The organism is Candidatus Caldatribacterium saccharofermentans, assembly GCF_050267035.1.
GTDB classification, from domain to species: domain Bacteria; phylum Atribacterota; class Atribacteria; order Atribacterales; family Caldatribacteriaceae; genus Caldatribacterium; species Caldatribacterium saccharofermentans.
Map to the genome: position 1 here is coordinate 127,989 of NZ_CP187957.1, position 13,498 is coordinate 141,486.

A 13,498-nucleotide genomic window follows, 5' to 3' on the forward strand; every position below is an offset into this window, starting at 1 on the left:
GAGAGAGGGTGGTAAAATTGGGCACCACAGAGGGTCTTGTTCTTGGTCTCATCCAGGGACTCACGGAATTCTTTCCCATTTCCTCATCGGCCCACCTGCTCCTTCTCCGGACCCTTTTCCCCCTGGGCGAGGCCCACCTCTCCCTTGACGTCTTGCTCCACACCGGAACATGGCTTGCCGTTCTCCTGGTTTTCCTCCCCTCCACAGGGCGGGTCCTGCGGCGGCCTTCAATCGTCCTGAAAGTCCTCATTGCCACCATACCGGCGGGAGTTTTTGGGTATCTCCTGGAAGATCAAGTGGAGACTGTTTTTCGGGACAATCTGTTCCTCGTGAGCGCCGTTCTCCTTGGAGTGGGGATTATTTTCCTCCTGGTGCGGCACGAAGGAGAAAAAACCCTGGAAGCCATGAATATCAGAGACGCTGTGATCATTGGCCTTTTCCAGGCACTGGCGCTGATTCCAGGAGTTTCGCGCTCAGGCATCACAATCCTTGGGGGAATCGGTGTGGGCCTCAAAAGAAGCGAGGCGGTAATCTTCTCTTTCCTCCTGTCCCTCACCACCATTGGCGGAGCAACAGCCCTGGTGCTTTTGCGAGAGGCTTCGGGGGGGATGGTGCTTTTCAAAAGCGCCCTTCCCGGATTCTTTGCCGCTCTGGGGAGCGGCCTCCTCTCCTGCATTGTGCTCCTCAGGCTGGTGCGGGAGAAGGGGCTTGCACCTTTCGGATACTACCGGATTCTTCTGGGGGCGTTCTTCCTCCTTTTCCTCTCCCTACGGTAATCCTCAGAACATGATTTCTTCAAGAATGGCTCGAACTCTGTCCCTCAGAAGCCGTTCCAGACGTTCAAAGAGGTACTCCGAGTACGCTGCAAAAGGCGTCCACACACGGATGCGACCATCCTCAAAAGAAATGCGGATGTTTTCCGGGAACTCTTTTTCCTGCGCGAGTGCTTCCTCCAGGAACACGTTAAGCGCCCTCAGGGGGATAAGGTAGAGCTCATAGGGCCTCTCAAGCTCATACTCCCAGTATACGTACGTGACCTCCTCGTGGCGGTACGGCGCAGGTGCAAAAACAAGACGAATCACCTACAACACCCCCAGAGCAAAATACCCTCCAAAGCAAAGGAGCATCACGCCGCACACTCCCACCAGGGTTTTATAGAACCGCTCGGAGAAAACGCCCCGCCCCCGGTCGAGGGTGAACGAGACAGCACTGTACCACACAAAGTCCGCCAGGATATGCCCGAGGAAGAAGATGACGATGCCCCAGATTCGTGCCTGGCTTGCTGAAAGGAGCATGGCAAGCCCTACAGTCGCCCACCACATGATCCAGTAAGGATTGGAAATACTCGTCAGAACCCCACCGAGCACCATATTCCGACCGGTCCTTTTCTTTCCCCAGTCTCCAGAGATGGTAATGCTCCGGAAGGCTCGAAGCATACCTACTCCAAGGTACACGAGTACCCCACCACCCACAATGCCAATAAGGCGCTGGGCAAGGGGCAGTGCCAGAATCCTCCCAAAACCAAGGACAAGGCTCACCACCATACCAGCTTCAAGAATGCCATGACCCACAACGGTGAGAGGACCAGCCCGGAATCCAAGACGGGGAACACCCGAAAGGACAAGGGCGAGCAAAGGTCCAGGCATGAGCGCTCCAGAAAAACCAACAATGAAAGCACTCCCGAAAATGGTGAAAAGTCGCCATCCCTCCATGAGCGCTTACCTCAAAGAGCAACAAGAAGGCCCACAGTGGGAACATTCCGAAAGGGATGCAGAAACCGCGAGGAGCGCTGCCCTCACAATGAGTTCAGCGGGGATAGCTTCGTGAACCTGCCCGTCGGTTTCCACAGTGCGACAGCCCACCGGGCCGCAGACGTCACAGCAGGGACTTGCACCCTGTGAGGCTCCAAGCCACTCTTCTAGGGGGCGACCGTTCAGCACGATCGCGTTCGATTGCAGAGGGTCTTTCTGGAAGTCTTCGCGAGAGAGGATTGCCTTCTCAAGGACAATACCGATACCCAAGGGGGCAAGGATCTGCTCCAGCAACGCGCAAGCCCTTTCAAGTTCTTCCTCTGTAGAAGCACAGCGAGGGCATGTTGCCCCATCAACGAGGAGTCTCTGCCAGCGAATATGGAGCGTCTCCATGCGCTTTCCCTCCCAAGGTAGGCTCACGGGAACGAAGAAACGAAGATACACAAACTGGTGGAGGCGGTGGGAGTCGAACCCACGTCCAGAACCCGACAGAGTGAAGAGCCTACGAGCGTAGCCTCAGTTTTCCTTGAGCGCACGGTCCCTCCCTGAGGCCGGATGAACCATACGCTTCCTCAGTGAGTTCTCATTTCCGGTACCTGAGGACTCCCGGAAACCAGCCCGCTATCTGGCGCCGACCTGGGCATAGCAGGCGGTCTGCCCAGGGGCGTGCTGCGTGCGAATTACGCAGCGAGTGCCAACTGAGCGTCGGCGTTTGTCGTTGCTCCACCTTTTTTACGAGCCCCGGTGGAGACCTCGGCTCGCCTCTTCAACTCCTCTTGGCCCTGTCGAGACCCTTACGCCCCCACACCTTTACGCCCTGTACTTCAGTAAACGCTCCAGGGCTCGCTTTTCTTCCCGCTCCATGAGTTCCCTGCGGCGATCGTAGAGCTTCTTAGGCTTGACGAGCGCAATCTCGACCTTTGCCTTTCCCCGCTCATTAAAGTACACCCGCAGGGGAACTATTGTCAAGCCCTTTTGCTCCACTAAAGACCCCCAGCGAAGGATTTCCCGCTTCTTCAAAAGGAGCTTCCGGGACCTCCGGGGATCGTGGTTGAAAACGTTTCCGAAGTGGTACGGAGCAATGTGCATGTTATGGAGCCACATCTCGCCATCCTTAACATGGCAAAAACTCTGGTCCAGGCTCACAGCGTGGTTTCGCAGGGACTTGACCTCCGTCCCCTTCAGCTCAATCCCCGCCTCGAGCCGCTCCAGGATATCATAGAGGTGCCTTGCTTTCCGGTTTTCTGCAACAACCTTCATGGCTAAAAGTTACAACCTGGAAAACCCTGGAAAATTCCTGGAAAAGTATACCACAAGAAAAGGCGTTGAGAACCTCCCAGCAACTCCAAGTGGCTCCAAATCGCATTAATCCTACTCAAAAGGAAAGGAATCAAGTACAATGTACCTGGGGTGGTCAGCGTGAAAAGGCAGGGTATTCCTGAACTCGATGAGGTCCGGCAGTGGATTGAAGGCTATGTGAAAAGGGTCGCCAACCTCAGGGATGAAAGGGACAGAGGCGTCACCCTTCTCGCGCTCCGGGATGCCATTGAAGAATGGTTGCGGTTCTACGAATCCCAGGGAGCACTGGTCGAACCCGAGTGGATCAGGGTACGGAATTTCGATGCACTCCTGGAGAAAAACGCCGCACTCTTCCTGAAAGTGGTCGGAAAAAGACGCCTGCAGGAGGAACGGAAACAGGTCGCACCGAACGAAGAACGATGGTGGTGGTGGCTGGACAAAAAGGTAGAGGAAGAGCGGAAGAAGCGCCTGAAAAGAACCGCAACCATCCTGGGAGGCGTCGCTCTTATCCTTGTGGCCTTATACTTTTTCGTCTTCCGCCTCCCCCCAAGAGAACAGCAGTACCTCAACGCCCTCACCGCCGCAGAACAGGCCCTGCAGAACCAGGCCTTTGAGGAGGTGCTCACCCACTGCCAGGAGGCCATTACAATATTCCCCGAGCGACCAACTCCCTACGTTGTGGCTGCTATCGCCGCGGAGAAGCTCGGTAAAACCAGGGAGGCCGAACACTTCCATCAGAGTGCCCGAGCGCTTTATGAGAAGGAAGAGGACTTCTTCCTCGAAGAGGCGGGCTGGTACTTCCGGGCGGGAATGCTCGAGGAGGCAAAGGGTTGCATTGCTCGGGTACTGCAAAAGGACCCGGAAAACCTCACCGCCCTGAATCTCCTTGGTTCAATCTACGAGGCAGAGGACAACGTCGTTGAAGCCCTCAAGGTGTACCAGCTCGTCCTGGACCTTGCAGAGAAGAAAAACGAAATCACCCTCATCCCTGTGGCCAAGATGAAAATCGGGATGCTCCAGCTCAGGCTCCCTCTGAGCCTTCCCCTTCCTTCTCCAGGCGGCGAATAGTCCGTGTGGCCACAAGATGCACCCCGGTCCCAAGGAGATCCTCCACAAGGACCTCCCCCCGCCGGACGGGAGCAGCAACTTCAAAGGTGCGCAGGAACTCCATGAGTTCAAAGATGCGTTCCCTGGGGAAGGGTGCAGAGGTTCGTACCGGGAGCCGGGGAATCTCTCCTCCCCGGATGCGAACCGTTGTCGTCACCACCCGGCGGGGAGAGGTGACCTCCTGCCTGGCGTACTCCTGCCCCCGGGAGCATCCACCCCGAAGGATAAGGCCATCTGACCCCTGTTCTACCCCGATGCGGCACCCCAGAGGACACACGATACAGAACACTTCAGAGAATGTCGATGTGTCTTTCCCCACGAAGGACAACCTGCACCTCCCCTTTTCCTTCTGGCCAGGACACCTGGGCGAGGTCAAGACGAACCATCTCCCCCGGTCGGCAGAGAGGAAGAGTAAGGGAATGGAACTCCTTCCCGTCGTGGATGAGGGAAAGGCGAGCCTTTCTGAGGCCTTCCTTTGGCCGGACATAGAGGAAACCATCCTCCCCCTTTCGAATCCTTTGGGGGAATAGCGCTGCCACTCCTTCCCGGGGAGAGAGGATAAAACGAGGTGGTGTATGCCCCTCGGTCTCCCTGATTCTCCGCCCAATTCGTAGTGCGCTCTCCGTAACGTAATCGACAAGGTCGAAAACACCCACGACATTGCCACAGGCGAAAAACCCTGGAATGTCACAGGCAAAGTCTTCATCCACAAAGGGCCCACCACTTGAAGGACACAGGGGGATTCGGGATTTCTTGAGGAGCTCGCTCTCAGGGACAAGACCAACGGAAAGCAAAAGCGTATCACAGGGAAAGAGGCGTTCCTCACCCACTGGATTCCCCTCCTCATCCACCCTGCCCACCACAACGCCTTCCACCCGTTCTTCTCCAAGGACTTCCAAAACGGTATGAGAGAGGAAGAGAGGGATTCGGAAATCCAGAAGGCACTGAACATAGTTTCGTAAAAGTCCACTCAGGACAGAGCGAATTTCCACCACCGCCTCAACCTTCACCCCCTCAAGGGTCAGCCGGCGAGCCATGATGAGACCGATATCTCCTGATCCCAGAATCACCGCTCTTTTCCCTGGAAGGTACCCCTCAATATTCACCAGGTACTGGGCACACCCTGCGGTGAAAATTCCCGCCGGACGAGTCCCTGGAAGACGAATCATTCCCCGGGTTCGTTCCCGACACCCCACCGCAAAGACTACAGCCTGAGCACGGAAAACCCATACTCCTTTCCGATTCACAGCCACAACATGCCGGTCCTTGTCAACCTCAAGGACAGTGGTGTCGGTGAGAACTTCTACCCCGGTTTTCTCCAGCGCTTCGATGTAACGCTCCGCGTACTCTGGACCAGTAAGCTCCTCTCCAAAAAGACGGAGTCCAAATCCGGGATGGATGCACTGGTTGAGAATTCCCCCAAGATGAGGGTTTCGTTCAAGGAGGAACACCTTTCGGGCTCCCCACTCCCACGCTGAGAGCGCAGCAGCCATTCCTGCTGGTCCTCCACCAATGACCACAACCTCTGCGTCAACGGACCTCGGCATACGTTGCCACCTCATCCCTTCGGAGCACATAGAACGAACCGGGGCCGGATTTTCGAAGACCATGGACAGGAATACCACCTTCGCTCTCCAGAATCCGGGGAAGGTGCATACCACAGAAACTCCCCTGGCATCGCCCAGCGAAAACCCGAACTCGCCGCTTGAGTCCATCAAGGGTTCGGGCAGGGGGATTTGCCCGAAGCGCTCGCTTTACCTCCGCAAGGGTGACCTCCTCACAGCGACAAATAATCTTCCCCCAGTCGGGATCTTCACGGATCAGGCGTTCCCGTTCCTCAAGGGAGCACTCCCGGAAGGCCCGGGAAGGAACCCGAAGGCGAAAATCGTTCCTCTCCCAGAGAGGAAGACCACGCCTGGCAAGGAGTTCACCCACGTATTCGGCGATGCCGAAACACGCGGTGAGTCCTGGAGACTCGATACCGGCGAGGTGGAGCACACAGGGTAGCGAGGGAGAGAAAACGATGAGGAAGTCCCGCTCAGGGAGTGTTGGCCGCACCCCGGAGAACGTTGTGATCACCCGGTCAAGGGGAATATCAGGGACAAGTCTTTGTACTCCCCGTTCAACCTCAAGAAGGCCCTCTCTGGTGGTGGCGGTGTCCTCTCCCTGAGTGGGTTCGAAATTCGGCCCAAGGAGGAGATTGCCCTCTGGAGTCGGGGCGACGAGAATGCCCTTGCTCTTTTCCGTGGGCACCGGGTACAGCACGCAGCGCACGAATCCCTGACATTCTCGATCAAGCACAAAGTACTGTCCCCGGAAAAAGGAAAGTGGTGGCAGAGAATCTCCAAGGTTTCGAGCAAGGTGGACCGCAGAAGCACCAGCGCAGTTTACAAGGAAGCGAGCGTGGTAGACCGTTCCATCGCCACAGTAAATCCGCAGAAACCGACCCGAAGACTCTGCAGCAATGACTTCCTTTCCACAGTGAATCTCGACCCCGTTGAGGGCTGCACCCTCTGCTAAAGCAATGGTTAAAGCGAAAGGAGAAATGACCATGGCCTCCGGGTCAAAGTACCCAGCGTAGATTCCAGGGTTCACCCGGGGCTCAATCGCAAGAACTTCCTTTGGTGAAAGGATGACTGCTTCCGCAATTGCTCCCCGCTTTTTGAGCACTTCGAGGTACCTGGCTTCCTCCCTGGAAAAGGCAAGCGTTAGTGCCCCACACCGCAGGGGCGAAAGGCCAAGTTCCTGGAAAGCTCTTTCAAACCAGGAGAGAGAGCGAAGGTGCATTTCCCCTTTCAACGTTCCCGGGGTCCAGTAACTTCGAGAATGAAGGATACCGGTATTCGCCTTACTGACTCCGCAGCAAACGTCCTCCCGCTTTTCCAGGAGGAGGATATCCAGAGAACAATGGGCGAGGTACCACGCTATAGCGCAACCCACCACTCCTCCACCCACAATGGCGACATCGTATACCTTCATCTTCTCCCACCACTATCTGCATTCCTTCAGGGCTTCGTTCATCTTCCAGAGGTCTTTCGCACTCGTTGACACCGCAAGGGCACCGCTTTTCAAAATATCTCGTACATCTTTCGGCGTTCGGATAAACCCCCCACAGATGACCGGGGGGAATCCCTCAAGGGGGAGAAACCTGCAAATTTTGGGAAAAACAATCCCCGGAAGAACTTCCACCGCATCGGGGCCAACTTCCTGGATCACCTTGAGACCTGTCCGGAGAGACTCACTATCGATACAGAAAAGGCGGAAGATGGTGATGAATTCCATGCGCCGGGCAAGAGTGAGTGTTCGGGCTCGTGTGGAAATGATTCCTCTCACCCGGGGAAAAAGTTCCCGAAGCAGGAGGAACCCTGCCTCATCAGGGGCAATGCCCCCAAAAAGATCCAGATGGAGGAAAAAGGCCACGCTGTCATCCGCAAGGGCTACAATTCTTCGGGCCTCAAAAATATCCCCTTCGAGGATAAAGTACACCGAGCAGAGCCTGAGATCTCCTTCTCTGAGATCCTTTGTGTTGCTGCTGCGAAGCGCCCCGATAACCGGGAAACCCCGCAAAACCTCACCAATGCGACTCATGCTATCCTCCAAAAAAGAAAGCCTTCCGACTCAGTCGGAAGGCTTTCTTTTTCTCCAAGCCACCTCGAGTATACCACGTTTATCGTCTCTGGAAAAGATGGGCGAAGAAAATACCCAAAAGCAAGAACAAACACATCCAGATGAAGTATCGGGTAAAGAAGGAATCGGGGAAACGGGAGACCAGAAAAAGGTACATAAAGGGCGCACCCAAAGCGAGGATGGCCATAGCGGCAATCATCCGCATGAGGTGTGCTCTCGAAAAACAGCAGGAATTTTCTGGCGCTTGGTAAAACGGACTACCGAGGTAAACCCGGCCCTACCGAGGAGATCCTCTGCTTTCTCAAAGTCCCTCCCCACATCCTCAGGCCTGTGGGCGTCAGACCCCACACAGACCGAAAGCCCAAGGTCTCTCGCCCGCACAAGGATATCGAGCGACGGGTAAGCTTCTCCCACCGGCCTTCGCCAGCCTGCAGTGTTGAGCTCAAGGCTCACTCCGTACCTCTGGCAGGCAAGAAGTGCCTCGTCCATTTCAGGAATCTCCCGGGTAGGGCGAAAGCCGAATTTCTTGGGGAGATCGAAGTGGGCCACCGCGTCGAAGTACCCCGTTTCCACTCCCTCCCTGAGCACCCGAAAATACGTGGCAAAAAGGTCGTTGATATCCCACTCTTTGTACCTTCCAATGTACTTCGGATGGTCAAAGGGCCAGTCCCCCAGATAGTGGACCGAAAGGAGGAGATAGTCCCAGGGGAAGGTATGGACAATTCTTTCAAGTTCTCGCTCATGACCCGGGACGAAATCCACCTCAAGTCCCACACGAATCTCCAGAGACCCCCGGTACTTCTCCTGAAGAGCCTCTACCTCCTGAATGTAGTCCTCGAGTTCTTCCTCAGGAATTGCCGACTCCCTCCTCCGGTGTTCCCTGGGGAGGAAATACTGGGGGGAATGCCCGGAAAACCCGATTTCCCGAAGCCCACGCTCCAGGGCTTTCTCCACGTACTCCTCATACGTCCCGGAGGCATCGCCACAGCGTGGAGTATGCATGTGGTAATCGCAACAGAGCAAAAGCATCACCTCCCTGGGAAATTATCCCCCTTCCCTTTACAGAGCACAAGATGCAGGGATACAATGCCCAAAAAGGGGTGATACAGTGCACAGCGTGGTGCAGCACCGTTTCAGGGTCATCGCCTGCCGGTCAATGTACCGGGAAATCTCGTTCCTCGTTTCCCAGGTCAAAAGCGCCTGCGACGTGACCTTTCTTCCCTTGGGGCTCCACAACGATCCTGAAACCCTTCGGGAAACTCTCAGGCGAGAAATCGCAACCACGGGTCCGCAGCGCTTCGCTTACGAGAAGGGGAATCTGGACACGGGTTACGACTACGATGCCATCCTCCTCGGATACGGCCTCTGCAGCCGGGGAACAGAGGGGCTTTCCTCTCCTCGTTATCCCATCGTCATCCCCCGCGTCCACGACTGCATTGCCATACTCCTTGGGTCGCACAGGAGATACGAAGAACTCATCAATCAGTACCGGGGCATCTACTGGTACTCCCCCGGATGGATTGAGCACTCCCTTGAGCCGGGGAAAGAACGGTACACCCTGGTGTACGAAACCTATCGGGAAAAGTACGGCGAGGACAACGCCCGCTATCTCATGCAGCTTGAGGAGAACTGGCAGCGAGAATACCACTACGCCTTCTACATCCGGTGGGGCTTTCCGGTGGACGAAATCTATGAAGCCTTTACCAAGGAATGCGCCAAGTTTCTGGGATGGGAATACAGAACCGTCGAGGGGGACGAGAGGCTTCTTCGAGACCTCCTTGAGGGACGGTGGGACGAGGAGCGATTTGTGGTGCTTGCCCCGGGGGAGACCCTGGAAGCCAGCGGAGATGCGTGCATTTTCCGCAAATCAGTCCCCGCACAGTGACTCGAACTCTTTGAGCATCCGGTAAGGCTTGGTGATAATTCGGAAAGGAATGGTACTGAAGAACTCAAAAAGGTCTCGCCTGTACTCCTCAGTTAGACGCTGGGGTTTGGTGAGAATTCGCTCAATGAGCTGTTCCCCGTAGAGCGCCACAAGCTTTGCCCGGTCAAGACCAACTTCGAGTCCGCATTCCTGGCAGATGATGGATCTGACGATTCCCCCCTGGTAGAGTACCCGATGCATTGTTTCCCGCTGACAGGAAAGGCAAACAAAGGACGTGACGATTTCCTCCTGCTCCACCTCACGAATCCCCCCGTTCCACCCGGATGGCATACACATCCTTCACCACCTCGAGCCTCTGAATGCGCTCGAGGGAATCCCGGAGTCTCGCCTCCTGAACCTCATGGGTGAGGAAATAGATATTCGTGAGTTTCCCGGGAGTGCTCACCGGCTGCTTCACCGCTGAGAGACTAACGCCTGCTTCTCCAAACTGCGTGGCGATCTTCCCCAAAACTCCGGGGACATCGAGGGCCAGGATTCTGACGCAGTACTGCGTAACGAGCTCCTCAACCGGCCGGACGGAAAGTTCCCTGAGACAGGTACATCCCACCCGTCCCCGACAGTTATACTTGAGGTTGCGGATGGCCTCGATGATATCACCGACCAGGGCACTCCCTGTAGCCTCCCCTCCCGCTCCCGGACCCCGGAAAGTCAAGGCTCGGGTTTTCGACTTCACGTAGATGGCGTTCTCCACGCCCGTGACGCTTGCAAGGGGATGTTCCTCGGGGAGAAGAACCGGATGCACCCGAAGCTCAAGGCGACCGTTCGTCTTCTTTGAGATGGCCAGAAGCTTCACGACAAAGCCCAGTTCCCGGGCAAACTCAAGGTCCTCGGGGATAAGGCGAGTGATGCCCTCCCGGAAGACACTGTCCACATCGACTTTCGTGTGGAAACACAGGGAAGCCAGAATGGCCAGCTTGTATGCCGCATCGAACCCTTCAACGTCCATGGTGGGTATGGGCTCGGCAAAACCCCGCCGCTGGGCTTCTCGCAGAGCTTCCTCGTATGGGGCTCTCTGGAGGGACATCGCCGAAAGAATGAAGTTGGTTGTCCCGTTCACAATACCGATGACTTCTTCGATGTCGTCTCCTGCAAGCTGCTCCTTCAGGGCATGGATGATGGGAATGCCTCCACCAACTGCCCCTTCAAAAAAGAGGTCGACGCCCTGCTTTGTGGCAATCTCAAGGAGCTCCCCACCTCTTTTGGCAATGAGCTCCTTGTTCGGTGTCACGACGCTTTTCCCCCGGGAGAGCGCTTCGGAAACAATCTCAAAAGCCGGAGAAACCCCCCCAATGGCCTCCACAACAATCTGAATCTCGGGGTCCTCAAGGACCAGAGCCGGATCCTCTCCTCGAAGCTCCGGCGGAACGACCACCGGGCGTTCCCGTACCCAGTCCTTATCGATAACCCGGGCAACCTGAATTCGCACTCCGAGCACCTTCTCGATATCGCTTTGCCTCTCCCACAGGACCTTGACCGTCCCGGCTCCCACAGTCCCAAAGCCAATGACGCCGATCTTCACCACACTTCCTCCCATGGTTCCACCTCAGATGTTGATGACTTTACTCAGGAATTCCCGAGTTCGGGGATGCTTTGGCCGGTAGAATATCTCCTCTGGAGGCCCTTCCTCCACAATCCTCCCATCATCAAGATGCACCACACGATCCGAAACCTCCCGGGCAAACCCCATTTCATGGGTCACGACAATCATGGTCATGCCCTCCCGGGCAAGCTCCTTCATAACGTCGAGGACATCCTTGACCGTCTCCGGGTCAAGAGCCGATGTGGGTTCATCGAACATCATGACTTTGGGGTTCATGGCCAAAGACCGGGCAATGGCCACCCGCTGTTTCTGGCCTCCGGAAAGCTGCGCCGGGTAGGCATGGGCCTTCTCCTCAAGGCCGACTTTCCGGAGGAGTTCCAGGGCAATGCGCTCTGCTTCCACCCGGGGCATGCGTTTGACCTTCTGCGGTGCAAGGGTGATGTTCTCCAGGGCCGTCATGTGCGGGAAGAGATTGAAACTCTGGAAAATCATCCCGATGGACTGACGAACCTTGCTCAGGTTCACGCCGTTTGCCGTGATGCACACTCCATCAATGAAAATCTCCCCACTCTGGATGGGCTCAAGGCCGTTCAGACACCTCAGAAGGGTGCTCTTCCCTGACCCTGAAGCCCCGATGATGGAGACCACTTCCCCAAAGCGAACCCGGAGGGTAATGTCTTTGAGAACGTGGTGCCGGCCAAAGTACTTGTTGAGATTCCGAACCTCAACCACCCACTCACTCACTGTACCGTAGCCTCTCCTCCGAAAATCTGACGATACGGGAGATAAGGTACGTCATGATGAAGTAAAAGAGCGCCACGCCGCTCCAGATCTCAAAGGACTTGAAGGTTCTCGTGATAATGATTTGCCCTGTCCGGGTTAATTCGGCGATGGCGATGGTGGACACAAGGGAAGAGTCTTTAAGCAGAGCGATAAACTCATTGCCGAGAGGCGGAAGGATGCGCACAAAAGCCTGAGGGAGAATGACGTAGTACATGGCCTGATGCCAGGTCATCCCAAGGGACAGGGCTGCCTCCATCTGTCCCCGGGCAATGGATTCTATACCACCCCGAACAATTTCCCCCACATAGGCACCACTGTTGATGCCCATGGCGATGACCCCTGCCACGAAGGGGTCGAGATTGAGCCCCAGGGCAGGTAGGCCAAAGTACACAAGGAAAATCTGCACAAGAAGCGGAGTACCCCGAACAAGCTCAATGTACGCGCCAGCAACAGCCCGGAGAGCCACATTGGGCCAGACCCGGGCAAGCCCGGCGACGATGCCAATGCCAAGCCCCAGGGCAATGGAAAGCGACGTGATTCGCAAGGTCACCGTTGCCCCCACAAGGAGTGAGGGCAACGCCTTATAAAGCGCGGAGAAATCAAAGTGCACCTTACTTCCCCAGCTCCCCAAACCATTTCCTGTAGATTTCGTCGTACTTCCCCGATGCTTTAATCCGCCGGAGGGCTTCGTTAATGGCTGCAAGAAGTTCAACATCGCCCTTGCGCATTGTCACCCCGTACTTCTCTTCCCCCTCCCGGAAGGTGGCCACAATTTTCATGTCGGGGAGCATCTTCATCCGGTAGGCCACTTCAGAAAGGTCGTTCACCACAGCATCGGCTCGACCGTTCAGGACTTCCATGTAGGCCTTATCGATGGTATCGAATCGCTTCACCGTTACTCCTTCCATTTCGCTTACTGCTAAATCCCCCGTAGTGCCAATCTGGACAGCCACAATCTTCCCCTTGAGGTCCTCAGGCCCCCTGATGGTCTCGTTGTCCCTCCGCACAGCGATAGCCTGAGAGGTAACGTAGTACGGGTCGCTCATTTCTTTTGATTTCAGTCGCTCCTCGGTGATAGACGTGGAGGAAATGATGATGTCGAATTTCCCCGCATCAAGAGCAGGGAAAATCCCATCCCATGCAGTATCGATGAACACCGCCTCCACGCCAAGCTCTTCGGCGATAGCCCTCCCAAGGTCAATATCAAAGCCCACAATCTCGCCACTCTCGTTGTGGAACTCCATAGGGGGATAGGTGGCATCAGTTCCGATGTAGATTTTCCCCCGTGCCTTAATTTCCTCAAGCGTTGACGCTAAAGCTATACTTCCGACCAGAAGAATAGCAAGCACCGCAGGAACAAGAAATCTCTTCATATGTACCCTCCTCTTTTTTCTCCGAATATACCCTTTCTGGGAAAACCTGTCAACGAACTTCGGAGACTTCCTT

The 13,498-nt window shown here is 55.8% G+C and carries 18 protein-coding genes and 1 other RNA gene; 3 read left to right on the forward strand and 16 right to left on the reverse strand.

The genetic code is table 11. The annotated features are described in order from the left end of the window. The first annotated feature begins 8 nt into the window (after window positions 1–8). On the forward strand, window positions 9–776 hold the full coding sequence (locus tag ACPT9Q_RS00680) for an undecaprenyl-diphosphate phosphatase (RefSeq protein ID WP_427365979.1): 768 nt from the start codon (window positions 9–11) through the stop codon (window positions 774–776). Between the two features lie 3 nt (window positions 777–779). Here the strand turns inward: ACPT9Q_RS00680 and ACPT9Q_RS00685 are convergent, their stop codons facing one another. The 5 genes from ACPT9Q_RS00685 to smpB all read right to left on the reverse strand — a co-directional run bounded on the left by ACPT9Q_RS00685 (window position 780) and on the right by smpB (window position 3,011). Then, window positions 780–1,082 carry a hypothetical protein gene (locus ACPT9Q_RS00685; protein WP_017873183.1) on the reverse strand — a complete coding sequence of 101 codons (303 nt, stop codon included), beginning with the start codon at window positions 1,080–1,082 and terminating at the stop codon, window positions 780–782. Beyond that, a complete protein-coding gene (locus ACPT9Q_RS00690) occupies window positions 1,083–1,712 on the reverse strand; it encodes a LysE family transporter (protein ID WP_017873182.1) in 630 nt (209 codons plus the stop codon). It lies immediately after the preceding gene. Window positions 1,713–1,718: 6 nt separating this feature from the next. Beyond that, window positions 1,719–2,144 (reverse strand): DUF2703 domain-containing protein, encoded by a 426-nt coding sequence (locus tag ACPT9Q_RS00695; RefSeq protein ID WP_017873181.1) that lies wholly within the window; start codon window positions 2,142–2,144, stop codon window positions 1,719–1,721. A gap of 55 nt (window positions 2,145–2,199) precedes the next feature. Then, window positions 2,200–2,555: a transfer-messenger RNA gene (gene ssrA, locus ACPT9Q_RS00700) on the reverse strand. A gap of 6 nt (window positions 2,556–2,561) precedes the next feature. Beyond that, window positions 2,562–3,011 (reverse strand): SsrA-binding protein SmpB, encoded by a 450-nt coding sequence (gene smpB / locus ACPT9Q_RS00705; protein WP_017873180.1) that lies wholly within the window; start codon window positions 3,009–3,011, stop codon window positions 2,562–2,564. Between the two features lie 159 nt (window positions 3,012–3,170). On the opposite strand from smpB, the gene ACPT9Q_RS00710 reads away from it, so the two are divergent. Next, the gene (locus tag ACPT9Q_RS00710) at window positions 3,171–4,118 is read left to right on the forward strand and encodes a hypothetical protein (protein ID WP_017873179.1); all 948 of its coding nucleotides are present in this window, start codon (window positions 3,171–3,173) and stop codon (window positions 4,116–4,118) included. Here ACPT9Q_RS00710 and ACPT9Q_RS00715 read toward each other — a convergent pair. From ACPT9Q_RS00715 to ACPT9Q_RS00740, 6 genes are all read right to left on the reverse strand, one after another. After that, window positions 4,072–4,476, reverse strand: a complete 405-nt coding sequence (locus tag ACPT9Q_RS00715) for a DUF1667 domain-containing protein (protein ID WP_427366688.1) — start codon at window positions 4,474–4,476, stop codon at window positions 4,072–4,074. The genes ACPT9Q_RS00710 and ACPT9Q_RS00715 overlap by 47 nt on opposite strands. Beyond that, entirely contained in the window at window positions 4,448–5,704 is a 1,257-nt protein-coding gene (locus ACPT9Q_RS00720) for an NAD(P)/FAD-dependent oxidoreductase (RefSeq protein ID WP_427365980.1), read from the reverse strand. Before ACPT9Q_RS00720 ends, ACPT9Q_RS00715 begins: the two co-directional genes overlap by 29 nt. Then, window positions 5,688–7,136, reverse strand: a complete 1,449-nt coding sequence (locus tag ACPT9Q_RS00725) for an NAD(P)/FAD-dependent oxidoreductase (protein WP_427365981.1) — start codon at window positions 7,134–7,136, stop codon at window positions 5,688–5,690. The genes ACPT9Q_RS00720 and ACPT9Q_RS00725 overlap by 17 nt, the downstream gene beginning before the upstream one ends. Before the next feature lie 12 nt (window positions 7,137–7,148). After that, window positions 7,149–7,745 (reverse strand): glycerol-3-phosphate responsive antiterminator, encoded by a 597-nt coding sequence (locus ACPT9Q_RS00730; RefSeq protein WP_427365982.1) that lies wholly within the window; start codon window positions 7,743–7,745, stop codon window positions 7,149–7,151. Window positions 7,746–7,824: 79 nt separating this feature from the next. Then, entirely contained in the window at window positions 7,825–7,989 is a 165-nt protein-coding gene (locus tag ACPT9Q_RS00735; protein WP_427365983.1) for a hypothetical protein, read from the reverse strand. Next, on the reverse strand, window positions 7,980–8,813 hold the full coding sequence (locus ACPT9Q_RS00740) for a histidinol-phosphatase HisJ family protein (RefSeq protein ID WP_427365984.1): 834 nt from the start codon (window positions 8,811–8,813) through the stop codon (window positions 7,980–7,982). The genes ACPT9Q_RS00735 and ACPT9Q_RS00740 overlap by 10 nt, the downstream gene beginning before the upstream one ends. A gap of 79 nt (window positions 8,814–8,892) precedes the next feature. Here ACPT9Q_RS00740 and ACPT9Q_RS00745 point away from each other — a divergent pair, with 79 nt between their 5' ends. Then, the gene (locus tag ACPT9Q_RS00745; RefSeq protein ID WP_427365985.1) at window positions 8,893–9,669 is read left to right on the forward strand and encodes a DUF1638 domain-containing protein; all 777 of its coding nucleotides are present in this window, start codon (window positions 8,893–8,895) and stop codon (window positions 9,667–9,669) included. Here the strand turns inward: ACPT9Q_RS00745 and ACPT9Q_RS00750 are convergent. Genes ACPT9Q_RS00750 through ACPT9Q_RS00770 form a run of 5 tightly spaced genes read right to left on the reverse strand, consistent with a single transcriptional unit; the run spans window position 9,652 to window position 13,425 of the window. Beyond that, a complete protein-coding gene (locus ACPT9Q_RS00750; protein WP_017873172.1) occupies window positions 9,652–9,999 on the reverse strand; it encodes a hypothetical protein in 348 nt (115 codons plus the stop codon). The genes ACPT9Q_RS00745 and ACPT9Q_RS00750 overlap by 18 nt on opposite strands. Next, a complete protein-coding gene (locus ACPT9Q_RS00755) occupies window positions 9,968–11,248 on the reverse strand; it encodes a homoserine dehydrogenase (protein ID WP_427365986.1) in 1,281 nt (426 codons plus the stop codon). Before ACPT9Q_RS00755 ends, ACPT9Q_RS00750 begins: the two co-directional genes overlap by 32 nt. Before the next feature lie 24 nt (window positions 11,249–11,272). Further along, a complete protein-coding gene (locus tag ACPT9Q_RS00760) occupies window positions 11,273–12,013 on the reverse strand; it encodes an ATP-binding cassette domain-containing protein (protein WP_017873170.1) in 741 nt (246 codons plus the stop codon). Then, on the reverse strand, window positions 12,006–12,662 hold the full coding sequence (locus ACPT9Q_RS00765) for an ABC transporter permease subunit (protein WP_026137286.1): 657 nt from the start codon (window positions 12,660–12,662) through the stop codon (window positions 12,006–12,008). Before ACPT9Q_RS00765 ends, ACPT9Q_RS00760 begins: the two co-directional genes overlap by 8 nt. A 1-nt stretch (window position 12,663) precedes the next feature. Continuing rightward, window positions 12,664–13,425 carry a basic amino acid ABC transporter substrate-binding protein gene (locus ACPT9Q_RS00770; protein ID WP_427365987.1) on the reverse strand — a complete coding sequence of 254 codons (762 nt, stop codon included), beginning with the start codon at window positions 13,423–13,425 and terminating at the stop codon, window positions 12,664–12,666. Window positions 13,426–13,498: the final 73 nt, after the last annotated feature.